Raw genomic sequence first — 16,981 nt, forward strand, 5'->3', positions numbered from 1 at the left:
TAGCCATGAAGGAGTCTCTAATGAAAATAAAAACAAAATTATTACTCTCTCTTAGTACCCTTCCACTTCTATTACTCATCTTAATTGGAATTGGAATAGTACAAATTACTCATCTAACAAAGGCCAGTACGTCGGTTAAAGACAACCATAAAATTTCAACTTTAAGTGAACAAATATATAGGGACGTAAAAGATGAAGGAATCATACTTAGAAACTTAGTTATCTTTAGAAATGAGGATTCAATTGAAGCAGAATTAGCTAAGCTGCGGTTAGAAACAGAGGCTATTCAACAAAATTTAAATTCACTTGAATCTGAGAGTATTTCAATTGAACAAAAACAGCTAGTGGCTGAATTAAGAGCTTTAAACGACCGATTTAATAAATATAAGGATGCAGTTGTAACTTTAGTAAGCAATGGAAAAGTGAGTGAAGCTCAACAACTAATGAGTGAAAACTCGATTTCTCTTCATGAAGAATTCTCTAAAGTATCCAAACAGTTAACTAATTCGTTTGAAACGAGTATGGAATCATCGTTAGAGAAAATGCTGTCTAATTCTCAAAGAGAACTTATTAATAGTCTAGTAGTACTTGTAATTGGTATTAGTGGTATAGGAATTTTACTTTTTATAACCGTATGGAGTATATCCAAACAATTGACTTCTATGGCTGGTATTATGAGCGATATAGCAAATGGCTCAGTAGAGTTAAATACGAAAGTAGAAGTTAAATCAAAAGACGAAATATTTGATGTTGCTAGCTCTTTTAATAAAATGACTCGAACGTTAGCAAACCAAATCGAAAAAGATCAACAATTAACTTGGGCAAAAACGCATATTGCTGAAATTACAACTAGTCTGAGTGGCACTCCTGATTTGGAATCATTGGCCCAGACTTTCTTGTCAAAGACTGTACCTCTTGTAGAATCAAGCCATGCTGTTTTTTATAGTAGGGATATCAATGGAAAAGCTGAAGAACCAACTTTTAAATTACTAGCTTCGTACGCTTTAAAAGAAAGAAAACAAATCTCAAATATAGTCCGGACTGGAGAAGGTCTGGTTGGTCAAGCTATCCTGGAGAAATCACCTATTCTATTAACTGATGTGCCAACTGATTACATTCAGATTTCATCTGGACTTGGAAAAGCAACGCCATTAAATATATACGTTATACCGATTCTTTTTGAGGGGGACGTAATCGCTGTACTTGAAATGGCATCCTTTAAGAAATATAGCGATATTCAGCAAAGCTTTTTAGAGGAACTAACGGCTAACTTAGGAATTATTTATGAAAACTTAATGGGAAGAATCCGTTTAGCAACATTATTAGAAGAATCTCAAACGTTAATGGAAGAAATACAAGCACAGTCGGAAGAGTTACAGGTTCAGCAGGAGGAACTTCGGGCAACAAATGAAGAACTGGAGCAGCAAACTCAGTCGCTCCGTTACTCTGAAGAAAGACTTCAGGCTCAGCAAGAGGAGTTAGAACAAACAAATGCAGAGTTAGAAGAAAAGGCGAAGAGCTTAGAGGAACAGAATAGGCGTTTTGAACAAAAGAATAGAGAAGTGGAAAACGCAAGAAATGATTTAGAAGAGAAAGCATACCAACTTTCCTTAGCTTCAAAATACAAGTCTGAATTTCTAGCAAATATGTCACATGAATTACGAACACCTTTAAATAGTTTGTTAATTCTATCAAAGCTTTTAGCAGATAATAAAGAAGGTAACTTAACTGATAAACAAAAGGAATATTCAAACACAATTTATTCATCTGGTAATGATTTGTTATCTTTGATAAATGATATATTAGATTTGGCAAAAATTGAATCAGGAAAAATGGATCTTGATATTAGAAAGGTACAAATTTCGACCCTTGTTGATTTTGCGCGTAGTACATTTGAACCTATTGCAAATGAAAAAGGGTTGGAGTTATCTATTCTTCAAGAAGAAGGACTTCCGAAGTGGATTATTAGTGATGAGATAAGAATCCAACAGGTTCTTAGAAATCTCTTATCAAATGCATGTAAGTTTACTCATAAAGGAACAGTTACTTTAGAGATAAGTAGTGCCCCTACCTCTACCTCGAAAAATAGCTTTTTATTTACTGTTTCAGATTCAGGAATTGGTATACCGAAGGACAAGATTGCACAAATTTTTGAAGCATTTCAACAGGCTGATGGAACCACAAGTAGAAAATATGGGGGTACCGGTTTAGGCTTATCTATAAGTAGAGAAAATGCAAATTTACTAGGTGGAGAAATCAATGTAGAAAGCACTGAAGGAAAAGGAAGTATATTTACATTCAAAGTCAGTGACTTTATTATTGACCAGTTATCCGAATATAGTGCTCTTGATGAAGCTGCAGCATCCATTGATGAACCAGTATTAAGCAATAGTGATACCCTGGGTCCGCAACAAGAAAAAGCTGACCTACCGGGTAAAAACAGTCATATTAAAAGAATCCTTATCGTTGACGATGATGCGAAGCAACGAACAAGCTTAATGGAACTTATCGGGGATTTAGATGTAATTATTAAAGCCGTCGCTACTGGTCAAGAAGCGTTAGAGGAATTAAAGGTTAATAAGTTTGATTGTGTAATTCTCGACTTAAGTCTGGAAGATACAACTGGATTTCGCCTGCTTGAAAAAATGAAAGAGCAGGAAACGAATGAGGTAAGAAAGATCATTGTGTATTCTGGAAGAATCATTTCACAACAAGAAGAGACGCAATTATTAAAATATGTAGATACCATTATCGTTAAGAATGAGCATTCTCCACAACGGTTAAAGGATGAACTTCGCTTGTTTTTTGAAGGATATAATGTAACGTCTGAATTACTTCATGTTGGCAAAGTTGAACAAATGGACGATCTAAAAAATAAAAGAATTCTCCTAGTTGATGACGATGTCCGGAATGTATATGCTCTATCAAATATACTTGAATTGTACGGTATGGATGTTACTTTTGCAGAAAATGGGATTGAAGGATTAGACATTTTGAATCGTAATAATAACTACGACTTAGTGCTAATGGATATTATGATGCCTGAAATGGATGGCTATGAAGCAATTCGAAAAATTAGAGAAACACCAAAACTAATGGATTTACCTATTATTGCATTAACAGCGAAAGCAATGAAGGAAGACCGTGAGAAGTGTTTAACTGTCGGAGCATCTGATTATATCGTAAAGCCAGTTGATCCTGACAAACTGATCTCGCTAATTAAGGTTTGGTTGTATCAGGAAAGGAACTAATACATGCTCGACAATATAGATAGGCAAGATACACGTGATATCGAAAAAATTGAGATTGAGCTACTGCTTCACGGGTTATACGCTTGGTGTGGCTATGATTTTAGAAATTATGCCTATAACTCAATTAGAAGAAGGGTATTGCATCGGGTAAATGTAGAAAACCTTCCAACAATCACTAGTCTACTAGATAAGGTTTTGCATGATTCAGCTTGTTTACAACGACTTATTGGAGACTTTTCGATAAATGTTACTGAGATGTTTAGAGACCCTATATTTTTTCGAGAATTTCGCAATAAGATAGTACCGATTTTACGGACATACCCTTCGATACGTATATGGCATGCTGGTTGTGCCACTGGCGAAGAAGTGTATTCAATGGCCATTCTTTTACAAGAAGAGGGTTTATATGAAAGAACCAAAATCTATGCGACCGATATTAATCCTGTTGCTTTAAAAAATGCCAAATCAGGTGTTTTTCCCCTAGAAAGAATGAAAAAGTATACAAGTAATTATATTCAAGCTGGGGGTAAAACAGCCTTTTCCGATTATTATCAGGTTACGAATACAGGTGTAAAATTTGATAGTTATTTAAACAAAAATATCGTTTTTGCTCAGCATAACTTAGTGACAGATCAATCATTTAATGAATTTCATGTAATCATATGCAGGAATGTTTTAATTTATTTTAATAAGCATTTACAACAAAGAGTTCACGAACTATTTTATGACAGCCTGGCATCCTTAGGAATCTTGGGGCTTGGGGACAAAGAAACCATTCAATTTATGCCTAAAGAAAATAGTTATGAAGTAATTAATGACAAAGTTAAATTATATAAGAAAAATAAATAAACCTAAAATAACTACCATTATATGGTAGTTATTTTATTTTTTAATTGTTTGGGAATAATATATGGTAACTTCAAAAAATTTCCAAATAACTGTTTCGTAATTGAATTGAGGGTGTTCTTGTGAACGGGATTTATGGACTACTATGGTTACTGGCATTATTTATATGGGGGGATTGGAGAAACTTTAATAAGTATTACCCCACTTTCCTCTTTTTTTTATTGGGAGACTTCCTTTACTTGTATATGCTAAATGACTATTATCCAATGTGGAAATACATTCCAAAAGGAGTAGACTCAGAAATTGGGATAACGGATACACATGTATCTCTATCAATTATGGCAATAAAATACCCTGCTACGATTGCAATTTTCCTTGGTAGATTTCCTGAAGAGAAGGGAAGAACCAGACAGTACTTATACATATTAATTTGGGTTTTGATATACACATTAAATGAGTTTGCCGATTTATCTTTAGGATTAATTAAGTACTACAATGGGTGGAATTTGGGTTGGTCGATACTTTTTAATATAGTCATGTTCTCAATTATACGTTTACATCATTTGAAACCTTTGCCTGCATGGGTTGTCTCTATTATTTTTGTTATTCTATTATGGAATATATTTGATGTACCTTCTTCGGTTTTTAGATAATTAAAAAAGGGGAGGAGACATAGAATGATAAAGTTTGTAATGATATGTTAATGTTTGTCATATTTCAATGGAGGTTGGCAAGTTGTCAAGATTAATTTACATGTAAAAAAAACCAGTATTGGGAAAATAATTAAAATATATAGTTGTAGTTATTTTTACCTATCAGTTCGTTATTTATAGAACTGATAATAAAATAAAAGGGAAGTAAACTATTTAAAAAAAATATGTGGAAATTCCTACCTCAAATATTACAAAAAACACGTGGTATGATTCAAATATGAAAAGAAACAAGGAGGTAGGAAAGATGAAAAAGAAATTTGCAGCAATCGTCTTAACAGGAGCTTTACTAGTAGGAGGACCAATCGTAGGATCTGCACAAAGTAATGCTGATTCAACCTATAAAGTCTATCAAAAAACTTATACAGTATCATTCAATGAAAATACGAATTGGAATCAATATATTCAAAATTTACTAAGTAAGTACTATTCACAATTTAACAAACCAACCACTACTACAAATCAAGAGGTTGAAAAAGAAACTGAGCAACCTGCACCACAGCAAAAGGAACAACAGGTGGAGCAACCTGTACAAAATAACACTCCAGTTCAACAACAACCTGTAGCAGAAACTAAGCCAGTTGAACTACAGCCAACTTCTTATTCATTAAATCAATTTGAGCAAAAGGTTGTTACATTAACCAACCAAGAGCGTGCAAAATATGGTCTTGCTCCGTTACAAATTGACGAAAAGCTAAGTGAAGTGGCGAGAACAAAGTCTGCAGATATGAAGCAGAATGGCTATTTCTCTCATACCAGTCCAACTTATGGATCTCCATTTGATATGATGAAACAATTTGGAATTCAATATCGTGCTGCTGGTGAAAATATCGCAATGGGGCAGCAATCTCCAGAGGCGGTTGTACAAGCCTGGATGAATAGTGAAGGACACCGTAAGAATATATTAAGCTCAAACTTTACTCATATTGGTGTTGGACATGTTGAAGGTAATTACTGGACCCAGATGTTTATAGGAAAATAAGAAAGAAGGGAGTGAATGTATACTCCCTTTTTATGTACTTATTTTTTCTTTACTGAAGGTGAGAATAATCCATCGAATCAGAAATCCAATAATAAGACCGGGAATAACACAAAGCATTGGAAAAAATACTGGACCAAAGGTAATGCCAAAAAAATTGGCCTTAGGTGCATACATCAATCCTACAGTAACCATGTAGGCGCAAAAAGCGAATGGTAAAAATGAATAGGGTGCTCTTCCTCCACCAGCTTCTTTAAAAGCATCCCACATTGCGAAAAAATAAAGACAGGGATAAAACATAAGCCATCCATAATTCGTTGTCTCTAAGGCAAGCTGCGTTTCCCCAAGAAAACTTAACCTAATACTTTCATTAAAATTCCCCATTGTATTAACTAAGAACTCTAATAAAATGAAGGTTATACCTTTTATATACTGTTTATTTAATAATTGCCCAAATCCTGGTAGGGCAATGCTCCATAATAACCGTTCGATCGCCTTCACATTCGTAATATCCACCACTCTTCAGATTTCTATAGGTATAGTTTCTTAATTTCACAAAAGATTATTCATAGTTAAAGGCGAATAAAAACACCCAAATTGGTTTGGGTGTTTTTCTATAATAACAAGAAAGTATATGAATTTTAACCTAGTTTTCGGTGTCTAGCTCCAGCGCCTAGCCAGTTTTCCTACGTGTATAAACTTCTTCGAGTATCTTGCGCAAAAGCTTTGCTTTTAAGCAGCTCGAGGTAGCTTCACCCCTCCTGCGGCGGCAACACTAAGGAATACTTCGTGAGCATATTCATCGCAGGAAAAAAGCTTTGCTTTTTTTCGAGCCTCCTCACTGAAATGCTGAAGCGGCTTGGTCAGAAACGAGGAAATTGGAGACTCCGACAAAAGAGGCGTCTTTTGCCTCTGACGGAGGAGTTGAAATTTCTCGAGTTTCTAGCCGCTGAAGCTGGACAAGTCAGGGTTCCGAAGCACAGGACGTGCAAGTGCCGGCGAAGACATAAGGACGTGGCGACATTAGCCGGCCAGCGCTTGTCGGACATGCACAGGACAAGGAAGGCTACGGCAGCATACACATCGCACGAAGAAAATGCGTAGCATTTTCGAGGATGTGCTGACATCGACGTTCGCCACAGGACGTGGCGGCTTTTTAGTCGATGTTCCTTGTTCCAAGGCGCTTGCGCTTTTCTTAATTACATTCTTTCATTAGGTGGTGGTGGCATGCCATGAACAGAGTCTCGATCAAGTGTTGATTGGTTTGTTGGGTGTGCATCTTGTAAGCTGTCATTTGGAATGGATTGCGATTCGTCATACATCTCAGAAGGTACACTTGATGGTTCTGTATCTTGTGATTGTTGTGGTGATGAAGGTGAAGTGTTAGAGTAATTATTTGGGTTATAGCTTTTTTGCGAATCAAGTGGTTGGCTTTGTTGAGTGTGTAGTTGTCCTTGGAATGACTGTTCTGCGTTTTGTTGTGGGATCCCCATTTGCTGATTTTCCATTGGTTGGTTCAGGTTTTGCAGGTTTGAACCTGTTTGTTGATTTTGTTGACCTTGATTCTGGAGATGCTGTGCTACTTGGGCTATTGCTTCAGTTGGTGACGTAGGAACCTTGTCAAAGAATCCTTTTCCTTTGTCAGGATTTGAAACAATTCCTAGTGTTGCTAATATGCCTAGTACGGCAGTAACATATGTTTCCCAAGTTGTTAAATCTATTTGAACTCCCAGGTCTCGAAATACCATGTAAAGTATAGATGCAAGTGAGACCCATAAACCATAATTTTTCCACTTCATAGTAAAGTCACCTTTCGTTTTAAGTCTCCTTGTATCGTATTCGCTTTTTTGGGGAAACGTGAGTTATGTTGGGGGATTTACTGCTAAAGTAGTAATACTGGAAGATGGAGAGGTTTCAGGTCTCCTGCAAAAAAAGGGGGAACATGCTTATAAAAAGAATGGTGATAGAAAAAAGCGCTAACCAAGAAAATCAAATAGTTAGCGCTTAAAATTAAAAGTTACACAACATCATCTTGTTGTTGTTTTTCTTTCTCCAGATACAATCTTTCCATAATTCTTCGTTTTCGATATAACATGTTCCCAACTTCAGTAAGCTCCTGAATCATTGAGCGGTTTGTTATTGCTCCAAAGATAATCCCAGCGATAGGAATCATTTGAAAAAGCTTTTTCCAACCAAAATTATCTCGGTATGTGTAAACAACTTCACGCCAGCCTTGCAGTTGCGACATCATTTCGTAGGAGTTTTTATCTTCCTGGTAAAAGCTTGTAAGTTCCTTTAGAATTGCCTGTTTTCCAACTATATCGGCTGCTGAGAATTGCAGACATTTAATAATAAATACTCTTTCACTCTTTTCTTTTGGATCATAGCCATGTATCAGTGCAATTTCTTGAAGAGTTTTCAAGGACATTCCAAGTAGAGCGGGTATGTCTATTGCTAACGTAAAAATACCACCGATTCCTGTTGTAGCACCTTGAATTGTCGCTACAGTTGACCATGTTTCTGCATGCTCCTTACTTATTTCGTCCATTGAATGAATCGGTATGTTTTTAATATCAGTAATACTTGAGATAGGGGTCTTCGTCTTTTTTTCAACAAGAGAAAAGATTGTCTTTTCTTGGATAAGATATTTGCCACCGGTTTGAATATAACTTCCAACTTCGTCTAATAAAACACCAATTTTTTCATGTACAAACTTTGGTGTAATTTTATCTAAAATTTTAAAAGGGAGACGGCTTATTCGTTCCCAAAAAAATAGCCCAGATTGATCCTTTTCCCACTTTTCTATTCTTTTTAATTCCTCTTCAAGAGTCTGTATTGATTCCATAACGTTCACCCTTCTTTATAAGATTGCTTTAGAGTTGATAGTTGTAATACGTATATTTTAAAAAATGGTTTCAACTAATAAAAAGACAACATGATATAATCTCTTTATTAAGACTTAGGACGTGTTGAAAATGAATGTAATCATGGTTATGGTCGGGGGGTTCTTTGGAGCTATTTTGAGATATTTGCTTGGTGAATGGCTAATAACAGTAAATGGTTTTCCAATTGGAACGCTAACAGTAAATCTGATTGGTTGTTTTGTACTTGGTTGGTTTTTATCAGCAACCTCAAATAGAATAGACCCCAAGCTACTATTATTATTTGGTACTGGCTTTATTGGGTCATTTACCACATTTTCTACTTTTTCCGTAGAAGTTATTCATTTAATGGAGGCTGGTAAGGTTATTTCTGCATTAATCTATATTTTGATTAGCGGAATTTTAGGAATGGTTCTTTCATATGGTGGCTATCGACTTTCTCAAAGAAAGATAGGTGAACAGTCTTGATGATCTTGGTTGGATTGGGAGGATCGTTAGGAGCCGCAAGTAGATACGGAATCGGAATTTGGATTACCAAAAAGATAGGGAAGAAGTTTCCGTATGCAACTTTACTGATCAATATGGCAGGTTCGTTTTTACTAGGAATCCTTTCTAGTCTTTATTTATCTCATAGTATCTCAGAGTGGGTTTGGCTTTTATTCGGTATTGGATATTGTGGAGCATTTACAACTTTTTCGACCTTTGGTTATGAGGCAATTCAATTATTACTTGAGAGAAGAAAAAGAGAAGGGTTACTGTATATAAGTAGTTCGATTATATTATGTACTATGACGGCATATATAGGCATTCTTATTACAATATAAAACCAGGTAGGAGCACTTCATACCTGGTTTTTGCTTTGTTTAGTTTTTTAATAAATCATGGTCAACATAACGTTCACCATTCATTTCACTAACTAGGTTAATAGCTACTTTCGCGCCGTCACCAGCAGTAATAATGGTATGAACACTTACTCCTGCACAAGTTCCTGCTGCCCAAATGCCATCTACATTTGTTTTACCTGATGCATCTACATCTAGGACTGTCTTAATGCGTGGCTCTGTGCCTGCTTTTGTTGCTACACCTATAGATGATGCTAAATCAGTAGAAACACCAGTTGCTAGGATTACATGTTTTGCTTCGAAATCACCGTTATTAGTGCTTATTTTAAAGCCATTATCCACTTTTTCAATAGAAGTAACTTCATTCTGAACAACTTCTGCACCAAATTTAGCTGCTTGTTTTTTTCCAATTTCAACAAGTTCAGGGCCTTCAATTTCCATAACACCGTAATGGTTTTCAACCCATGCACGTTTTGTCATACCTTTATCACTATCTACTAGTAATGTCTTTTTTCCAGCTTTTGCTGTAAATAGAGCTGCACTTGCTCCTGCAGGACCTGCACCAACGATAATAACATCAAACATTGCGTAAACACCCCTTATGTAAATTAGTATTCAACAATAATTATAGCGGTTTCAAATGTGGGAATCTAATTTTCTGCTTTAAGGAAGTGCCAAGTCGACAAAAATAGGAGTCTTATGGGTAGAAAAAAGGACATAAGATTAAGAACCTTATGTCCTACTGTTTTACATTGTAGATGAAACTTCAGAAGTCTGTTTATGTTTTAATGAAAGTTTCATCTTTTTATCATGTATAAAATAATACAGAAGAATTCCAAATAAAACGTAAAATGAGCTGTAAAAATAAAAGGATCCAAAGCCAATTCTTGCTCCAATGATTCCGACAATAGAAGAACCTACGCCAATACCAGTATCAAATATAGAGAGAAAGGTAGCCGTCGCAGTACCCCTTCGATTTGGCGCAGCTTGTTGTATTGCAATTGTTTGGAAACTAGGAAATAATGTACCCCAACCTAGACCAATCAAAGCGGCAGAAACTAAAAACAATACCGGATTACTTGTGAGTCCTAAAAGTAACATCCCAATCGCAAACAATACGATTGCAGGATAAATAATCACATTTGCACCGTATAGGTCAAACCACTTACCTGTAAACGGTCTTGAGAGTAACAGAACAGCAGCGTAAATAACGAAAAAGAAGCTTGAGACCTCTACTAAACCAGATTCCTGAGCATAAACGGAAACAAAGGAAAGAATGGAAGAATAAACTAGACCGAAGAGTCCACCAACAATTGCAATTCGTAACGCAGGTATCTCAAACAAGTCTGAAAAACTGAGTTTTGTTTTTGTAGTAGTTTTGGCAATTGGCAATTCTGGTATTTTGATAAAGTAGCCAGTTCCGAAAGCAATAACAGCACACACTATACTTAGAATAAAAACACTATCCATCCCATATTTATTCATCACTGTTAAACTGAGGAAGGGTCCAATTACCATTGCTAAGTTATTTGACATGATAAAGTACCCCATTCCTTCACCCTTACGTGAATCTGGCACAATATCTGCAACGATTCCTCCAGCAGCAGTAGTAGCCATCCCAAAACCAATTCCGTGAAAGAAACGAAGAAGTAACACAGTATAACTTGAATTTGGTAGGAAATATAAGAATGATGACACCATGAATATTAGTAAGGAAAGCATGAAGGTTTTTCTTTTTCCCAATGTGTTCAGCCATTGACCAGCAAAGGGACGAACGATGATAGCTGAGAATAAGAATACAGTTATCATTAGTCCTGCTTCCAGCTCATTTCCACCTAAATCACCTAATGTATAAACCGGTAATGAAACCAGTAAAAAATAAAAATTTAAAAAGACAAAGAAATTACTCAATGAAATATTAATAAAATCCTTTGTCCAGAGTTTTTGTTTTCCCATTTGTTTTCCCCCTGTTGAAGTTTTGAACCACAATAAAAAGTGGGGACAAGGTCCTCCACTGAGTAAATGTTGGTTATTTAATTTGAGTTGACCATTCTTTTAAAAGCTCTGTTAATTGTTCTTGTGATTCTTTAGGAAAATGTTCAAGTAGTTTTTCATTCATTCGTTGCATGGCTCTTTCCCAATTTGGATATTCAGTTAATGTTTTCTCCGTTAATTCAATATTTTTTCTACGTTTGTCTTCTCCAGTTATTTGTTGAACATACCCGAGATTTACAAGCTTTTGAATTGTACGTGTCATAGGTGGCTTTTCAACGGATAAGTATTCACATAGCTCGGATTGTGTTAATGTACCCTTCGTTTTTAATACATATAAAACCGACCATTGTGCACTAAATAGTCCAAATGGTTCTAATGTTTCATTTACATGCTTTGTAAGTTGACGTGATAGTTGATGAACAGCATGAAAGAGCTTGTGTTTTGATTGCATCATATCACCTCAGATAATATACACCGAATTAGTTACCTAGGTAACTATATCATTTATATAATAGAAAATGCAAGTTTTATCGCTGGAAATTCAGGTCGACATGTATTGACATCAAAAATATTATTCGACATTTGCATTTTTTAGAAGGATTTTCCACATTACACTTAGAATATTAAGAAAAGTCAGTAATGATTGAATATTATGAATGAGTATTCATTCATTATTGATTAAATAAAAAATGTAAGGGGGCTTTCTATGAATGCATTCAACCTACTCAGAGCAGATCTTGCAAAACTGACAAAGAGAAAGGGAATCTTGCTTTCAGTTATCGCTGTATTGCTCGTTCCAATTGTTTATGCAGGAATTCTGTTATCTGCAACATGGTCACCGTACGACAACCTTTCAAACTTACCTGTTGCTGTAGTCAACAAAGATAAAGGTGGTATGTCAGGGGATGAACCGATTAACGTTGGTGAAGATTTAGTTGCAAGTATGAAAGAAAGTATGACGCTTGGCTTCCAATTTGTTAGTGAAGAAAAAGCGCAGAAGGGACTAGAAAACCAAGATTATTACATGGTTATTGAAATCCCAGAGGATTTTTCAGAGAAGATTACAACAGTGTTAGATGAAAATCCTCAAATTCCAGAGCTTCGTTATATCCAAAACGAAGGTCTAAATTTTATGGCATCACAAGTAACAAATAGTGCCACAGAAAGAATTCGTGAACAATTAGGCAACCAAATTACAGAAACCTATGCAAAAAACCTTTTCTCTCAATTAGGTGAAATTGCAAACGGTTTCAAATCTGCTGCCGATGGCTCTGAGCAAATTCACTCTGGTTCAGAAGAACTTCACGAAGGAACATCTACAATGGTAGATTCCTTAGAAGAAAAAGCACCAGATATCGATAAGCTTGCTGCGGGTGCAGAGGAGCTTGAAGCTGGTACTGGAGAATTACTTAGCAACCTTACAGGCAAAAAGGGAGACATCGCCAAGCTAGCTGCAGGTGCAAAGGCGGCTAATGATGGAGCGGGTGAGATTTTAAGTAATTTGAAAGGGAAGTCTGGGGATATTGCTGCGCTGGCTAAGGGGTCTAAGGATCTTGAAGCAGGAACGAAAGAACTTTTGACTAACTTGACTGTGAAACAGCCTGATATTACTAGGCTTGCAGAAGGTGCTGCAGCTGCTGATGCTGGGACTGCAACTTTATTAAGCAAGTTAAACGAAAGTTCGAAAAACATTGAAACACTCGCTGCTGGATCAAAGGATCTTTCTGCTGGTGTTCAGAGCTTGTTAGATAAGGTTACTGCTGGTTCTGATGGTATAACTGAGCTTCATCAAGGTGCTTTGGCATTAGAACAAAGTGGACCTAGGTTAAAAGGTGGAGCTGAGCTGGTATTAGGTGGATTACAAAGTGTTCAAAAGAGTATTGATGATAAAATCTTACCAGGTGTTCGAGGTTTAAATGCTGGGGTAGGTGGACTTAGAGATGGTGTAGGGGAGCTATCAGAAGGTTCGAAGAGGTTAGCAGAAGGATTAGAGGCATATTCAAAGCATCCATTACTTGCTGCTGACCCACTTTTTGCAGAATTAGTCCAAGGAAGTAAGGATTTAGAGAATGGAATTAATAATGTTATTACAGGTATAGATACTGCTCTTAAACCAGGTGTTGAAGCACTTGAAAAAGGCATTTTTGAACCAGATAAACCAGAAACTCTTAAAAATGGTATTGCTGCTCTTGTTGCTGGTCAAACCCAATTATCTACAAGTATTAACAATGAGTTGATTCCAGGATTTACGAGACTTGCAGAAGGCACTACACAATTAGACGCTTCATGGAGCACAATGCTAGAACAGATCCCTGTCATGAATGAGGGTGCCAAATCAATTGCAGGTGGAAACCACACAGTTAACGTAGGTTGGAAAGAACTTACTGCAGGAGTATCAGATTTAAAAGAGGGTACAACTCAAATAAGTGCAGGTACAGCAGACGTTAACACAGGTTGGAAAGCACTAACATCAGGTGCAACTGAGTTAAATGCAGGCTCTAAGCAAATCGCAGCCGGCAATCAAACAGTTAACACAGGCTGGCAAACCCTAACAGGTGGAGTTACACAGCTTCAAGCGGGTACTTCACAAATTGCTGTGGGTAATGCCACTGTAAACACAGGCTGGCAGCAACTATCTGCAGGAGCTAGTAAACTCCATGCAGGTATGAAGCAAGTAAGTGATGGTACTCAAACTGTTAAAACAGGTTGGGGCGATTTAACTGATGGTGCTACTCAAATCAATGATGGGGTAGGTAAGATTAAAGACGGCAGCGGAGAGTTAAATAGCGGTTTAAGCGATGGTGCTGAAAAAACTGGTGGTATAAATGCTACTGACACTAATATTTCAATGTTCTCTTCACCAGTTAAAACAGTTGGTGAAAAGGTGAATGGATATCAGTATTATCGAGATTCAACTGCACCATATATTATTTCACTTGCATTGTTTGTAGGAATGCTTATTATGTCATTTGTAGTAGACTTTAAGAAGCCTGCAGATGTACCAGTTTCAAAAGTAAGCTGGTTTGCAAGTAAATATATGAAGCTTTCTATTTTCGCAATTACTCAAGCTTTACTTGTTTCAATTTTTGCGTTGCTGTTCCTAAAGCTCCAGGTGGGAAGTGCGTTTTCGTTTATCCTGTTTACGATTTTCGTAAGTATGACATTCATGACAATCATTTTCTTCCTCGTAGCATTAGGCGGTAACATTGGTCGTTTTGCTGCACTAACGTTTATTGTATTGCAGCTATCAATTACAGGTGCAAACCTGCCAATTGAAATGTTACCTGAAAATTTACGTAATCTAAGCCAATTCTTACCATTAACATACTCAAATGCAGGATTTAAGTCGATCATTTCACTAAATGATAGCGGCTTTATGTGGTCGAATCTCGGAGTATTATTTATTTACTTCGCAATATTCGCTGTATTAGCTCTAGGAGTATTCTTATTTAACGGTAAAAAGGTAGTAGAAGAATAAAAACCAAAACCCGATTAACCTCAATCAGAGGCTTAATCGGGTTTTTAATTTACACTTGGGATAATCCCTTTCAAAATTCAAATACTACTTGTAATCAGAAAGAATCATGGGGGGATTTATTGTGATTACAAAAGACATCATTTCCATTTTAGAAGATAAGATTCAGCTAATCCGTAAAGGAGAAAAAGCTATATATTTAGTAGGGCCAATAAAACTTCCAGTAAATTTAGATGGTGAAACCGTCATATTTAAATGGTACTGCTGGTTACTTTGTGATGAGGTAACTGAAGATATCAATCGAATCATTGAAAAGTTATCCGCTTCGAATTTGGCTGAGATGCAGCAATCAAGTGTTTTAGTTTATGGAGACTTTGAACATTCAGAAGAAGCACTTATCCGTATGCATAGTATTTGTCACACCGGTGATATTTTTGGAAGCAAGCGTTGTGATTGTGGATTTCAGTTGAAAGAATCAATGCGAATAATAAGAGACCATGGTTCCGGAGCATTATTTTATCTAGCAAATCATGAAGGTCGGGGCATTGGTTTGTTCAGTAAAGCGATGGCATATGTGTTACAGGAAAACGGATTGGATACTGTGGAAGCCAATATTAAGCTTGGTTTTGTTGATGACGCAAGAAATTATGATGATGCCATCGAGGTTTTGAAAGTGCTACGTTCAAAACCAGTTTCATTAATAACTAATAACCCAAGAAAGTTGAATGCGTTAAAAAATGCAGGGATGAATGTGTCAGAACGTATGCCAATTTGGGGCGATGTATCTGAGTTTAATAAAAAATATTTAAAAACAAAAATTGAACGTTCAGGGCATTTTGTTGAAATGGCCCAGGATGAGCAGCCTTTATAAAACTTTTGGTGTATGCATATGAGGAGTGGGAAAGCGCAATACTAAAATGAAATTTTAAAAATTAAATACATAAGGAGAGAATGAAAAATGACTGGAGTAAATTTAGCAATTATTTACTATAGCTCGACTGGCACGAATTATAAGCTTGCCAACATGGCAGCAGACGGTGCAAAGGAAGCTGGAGCTGAAGTGAAAGTGTTAAAAGTACCAGAGTTAGCTCCGCAAGCGGCAATTGAATCTAACCCGGCTTGGAAAGCACATTATGATGAAACCAAGGATGTACCAGAAGTAAAATTAGATGACCTTGAATGGGCAGACGCCATTATTTTCAGCGTGCCTACAAGATTCGGTAACATGCCGGCGCAAATGAGGCAGTTTTTAGATACTACAGGCGGTTTATGGTTTAACGGTAAATTGGTAAACAAAGTGGTGAGCGCAATGGCTACAACAAGTAACGCTCATGGTGGACATGAATCTACATTGTTAAGCTTATATAATTCAATGTATCACTGGGGTGCAATTATTGTCCCAACAGGCTATACAGATCAATCCATTTTCGCAGCAGGTGGAAATCCATATGGAACAAGTGCAACAGTAGACCAAAATGGAAACATAGTAGAAGATGTTGAAGCTGCAGTTAAGCACCAGGCGAAGCGTACTGTTACAATTGCTGAATATATAAAAAAGGGTACACAATGATATTCACATAAAGCTAGCCAAGGAGGCTAGCTCTTATTATGCAGATAGAAAAGTATAAAATTCTTTCCTATCTGCATAAGGGCAACTACGGCTCTGCTGTCGCTAAAGGTCGGCAATCTCCGAGTTTTCTAATTGTAAGGAAAATTATCCTCTTCCCCTCTACTTAAAAAGGGTGGGAGAAATTGTATCACGATTACAACCGGTAATAAATATCCTATAAGAGCTTCAATAATGGCAAAGGCTCTTGCTAAACCAAATGGAGTTACATCTCCATAGCCAACAGATAGTAGTGTAATGGCACTAAAATACAAAGACCGTGTAATCATATCAATGGATTGTCCTTGGTGTGAATCAGAAGCATAATGGTCATGTAGTTCACCCAGGTTAAACACATCTAATAATATATATATCACAGTGAAAGTTAATAGTGT

The 16,981-nt window shown here is 36.5% G+C and carries 16 protein-coding genes; 9 read left to right on the plus strand and 7 right to left on the minus strand.

All coding sequences use genetic code 11. The annotated features are described in order from the left end of the window. The first annotated feature begins 20 nt into the window (after positions 1 to 20). The 4 genes from AB3M96_RS07025 (at position 21) to AB3M96_RS07040 (ending at position 5,789) form a co-directional block, all read left to right on the plus strand. Positions 21 to 3,251 (plus strand): response regulator, encoded by a 3,231-nt coding sequence (locus tag AB3M96_RS07025; RefSeq protein WP_412966864.1) that lies wholly within the window; start codon positions 21 to 23, stop codon positions 3,249 to 3,251. A gap of 3 nt (positions 3,252 to 3,254) precedes the next feature. After that, positions 3,255 to 4,100, plus strand: coding sequence for a CheR family methyltransferase (locus tag AB3M96_RS07030; RefSeq protein ID WP_412966865.1), 846 nt, complete (start codon positions 3,255 to 3,257; stop codon positions 4,098 to 4,100). A gap of 119 nt (positions 4,101 to 4,219) precedes the next feature. Continuing rightward, positions 4,220 to 4,750: a CBO0543 family protein gene (locus AB3M96_RS07035; RefSeq protein WP_412966866.1), complete on the plus strand. Its 531-nt coding sequence runs from the start codon at positions 4,220 to 4,222 to the stop codon at positions 4,748 to 4,750. A gap of 304 nt (positions 4,751 to 5,054) precedes the next feature. After that, a complete protein-coding gene (locus AB3M96_RS07040) occupies positions 5,055 to 5,789 on the plus strand; it encodes a CAP domain-containing protein (protein WP_412966867.1) in 735 nt (244 codons plus the stop codon). A 30-nt stretch (positions 5,790 to 5,819) separates the two neighbouring features. Here AB3M96_RS07040 and AB3M96_RS07045 read toward each other — a convergent pair whose 3' ends face one another. The 3 genes from AB3M96_RS07045 to AB3M96_RS07055 form a co-directional block, all read right to left on the minus strand. Then, complete coding sequence (locus tag AB3M96_RS07045) at positions 5,820 to 6,287, minus strand: hypothetical protein (protein ID WP_412966949.1); 468 nt, start codon at positions 6,285 to 6,287, stop codon at positions 5,820 to 5,822. 698 nt (positions 6,288 to 6,985) lie between these two features. Continuing rightward, entirely contained in the window at positions 6,986 to 7,585 is a 600-nt protein-coding gene (locus AB3M96_RS07050; RefSeq protein ID WP_412966868.1) for a hypothetical protein, read from the minus strand. A gap of 218 nt (positions 7,586 to 7,803) precedes the next feature. Then, positions 7,804 to 8,631 carry an EcsC family protein gene (locus tag AB3M96_RS07055; protein ID WP_412966869.1) on the minus strand — a complete coding sequence of 276 codons (828 nt, stop codon included), beginning with the start codon at positions 8,629 to 8,631 and terminating at the stop codon, positions 7,804 to 7,806. 130 nt (positions 8,632 to 8,761) lie between these two features. On the opposite strand from AB3M96_RS07055, the gene crcB (AB3M96_RS07060) reads away from it, so the two are divergent. Further along, positions 8,762 to 9,136 carry a fluoride efflux transporter CrcB gene (crcB, locus tag AB3M96_RS07060; RefSeq protein ID WP_412966870.1) on the plus strand — a complete coding sequence of 125 codons (375 nt, stop codon included), beginning with the start codon at positions 8,762 to 8,764 and terminating at the stop codon, positions 9,134 to 9,136. Then, positions 9,136 to 9,492: a fluoride efflux transporter CrcB gene (gene crcB, locus AB3M96_RS07065; protein WP_412966950.1), complete on the plus strand. Its 357-nt coding sequence runs from the start codon at positions 9,136 to 9,138 to the stop codon at positions 9,490 to 9,492. Before crcB (AB3M96_RS07060) ends, crcB (AB3M96_RS07065) begins: the two co-directional genes overlap by 1 nt. 39 nt (positions 9,493 to 9,531) lie before the next feature. On the opposite strand, the gene AB3M96_RS07070 is transcribed toward crcB (AB3M96_RS07065), so the two are convergent. The 3 genes from AB3M96_RS07070 to AB3M96_RS07080 form a co-directional block, all read right to left on the minus strand. Next, entirely contained in the window at positions 9,532 to 10,095 is a 564-nt protein-coding gene (locus AB3M96_RS07070) for an FAD-dependent oxidoreductase (protein ID WP_412966871.1), read from the minus strand. 162 nt (positions 10,096 to 10,257) lie between these two features. Further along, on the minus strand, positions 10,258 to 11,466 hold the full coding sequence (locus tag AB3M96_RS07075; RefSeq protein ID WP_412966872.1) for an MFS transporter: 1,209 nt from the start codon (positions 11,464 to 11,466) through the stop codon (positions 10,258 to 10,260). A 73-nt stretch (positions 11,467 to 11,539) separates the two neighbouring features. Next, positions 11,540 to 11,956 (minus strand): MarR family winged helix-turn-helix transcriptional regulator, encoded by a 417-nt coding sequence (locus AB3M96_RS07080; RefSeq protein ID WP_412966873.1) that lies wholly within the window; start codon positions 11,954 to 11,956, stop codon positions 11,540 to 11,542. 255 nt (positions 11,957 to 12,211) lie between these two features. Here AB3M96_RS07080 and AB3M96_RS07085 point away from each other — a divergent pair, with 255 nt between their 5' ends. The 3 genes from AB3M96_RS07085 to wrbA all read left to right on the plus strand — a co-directional run bounded on the left by AB3M96_RS07085 (position 12,212) and on the right by wrbA (position 16,550). After that, positions 12,212 to 14,983 carry a YhgE/Pip family protein gene (locus AB3M96_RS07085; protein ID WP_412966874.1) on the plus strand — a complete coding sequence of 924 codons (2,772 nt, stop codon included), beginning with the start codon at positions 12,212 to 12,214 and terminating at the stop codon, positions 14,981 to 14,983. 121 nt (positions 14,984 to 15,104) lie between these two features. Next, on the plus strand, positions 15,105 to 15,851 hold the full coding sequence (locus AB3M96_RS07090) for a GTP cyclohydrolase II (protein WP_412966875.1): 747 nt from the start codon (positions 15,105 to 15,107) through the stop codon (positions 15,849 to 15,851). 87 nt (positions 15,852 to 15,938) lie between these two features. After that, positions 15,939 to 16,550, plus strand: a complete 612-nt coding sequence (gene wrbA / locus AB3M96_RS07095; protein WP_412966876.1) for an NAD(P)H:quinone oxidoreductase — start codon at positions 15,939 to 15,941, stop codon at positions 16,548 to 16,550. Between the two features lie 128 nt (positions 16,551 to 16,678). Here the strand turns inward: wrbA and AB3M96_RS07100 are convergent, their stop codons facing one another. Then, the gene (locus AB3M96_RS07100) at positions 16,679 to 16,963 is read right to left on the minus strand and encodes a potassium channel family protein (RefSeq protein WP_412966877.1); all 285 of its coding nucleotides are present in this window, start codon (positions 16,961 to 16,963) and stop codon (positions 16,679 to 16,681) included. Positions 16,964 to 16,981 lie beyond the last annotated feature (18 nt).

The organism is Ferdinandcohnia jepli, from assembly GCF_047246645.1.
Lineage (GTDB): Bacteria > Bacillota > Bacilli > Bacillales > Bacillaceae_L > Ferdinandcohnia.

Coding starts and splice junctions, on each gene's coding strand:
- AB3M96_RS07030 (WP_412966865.1), top strand. CDS start 3,255: ATGCTCGACAATATAGATAGGCAAGATACACGTGATATCGAAAAAATT.
- AB3M96_RS07050 (WP_412966868.1), bottom strand. CDS start 7,585: ATGAAGTGGAAAAATTATGGTTTATGGGTCTCACTTGCATCTATACTT.
- crcB (WP_412966950.1), top strand. CDS start 9,136: ATGATCTTGGTTGGATTGGGAGGATCGTTAGGAGCCGCAAGTAGATAC.
- crcB (WP_412966870.1), top strand. CDS start 8,762: ATGAATGTAATCATGGTTATGGTCGGGGGGTTCTTTGGAGCTATTTTG.
- AB3M96_RS07070 (WP_412966871.1), bottom strand. CDS start 10,095: ATGTTTGATGTTATTATCGTTGGTGCAGGTCCTGCAGGAGCAAGTGCA.
- AB3M96_RS07080 (WP_412966873.1), bottom strand. CDS start 11,956: ATGCAATCAAAACACAAGCTCTTTCATGCTGTTCATCAACTATCACGT.
- AB3M96_RS07025 (WP_412966864.1), top strand. CDS start 21: ATGAAAATAAAAACAAAATTATTACTCTCTCTTAGTACCCTTCCACTT.
- AB3M96_RS07040 (WP_412966867.1), top strand. CDS start 5,055: ATGAAAAAGAAATTTGCAGCAATCGTCTTAACAGGAGCTTTACTAGTA.
- AB3M96_RS07085 (WP_412966874.1), top strand. CDS start 12,212: ATGAATGCATTCAACCTACTCAGAGCAGATCTTGCAAAACTGACAAAG.
- AB3M96_RS07055 (WP_412966869.1), bottom strand. CDS start 8,631: ATGGAATCAATACAGACTCTTGAAGAGGAATTAAAAAGAATAGAAAAG.
- wrbA (WP_412966876.1), top strand. CDS start 15,939: ATGACTGGAGTAAATTTAGCAATTATTTACTATAGCTCGACTGGCACG.
- AB3M96_RS07075 (WP_412966872.1), bottom strand. CDS start 11,466: ATGGGAAAACAAAAACTCTGGACAAAGGATTTTATTAATATTTCATTG.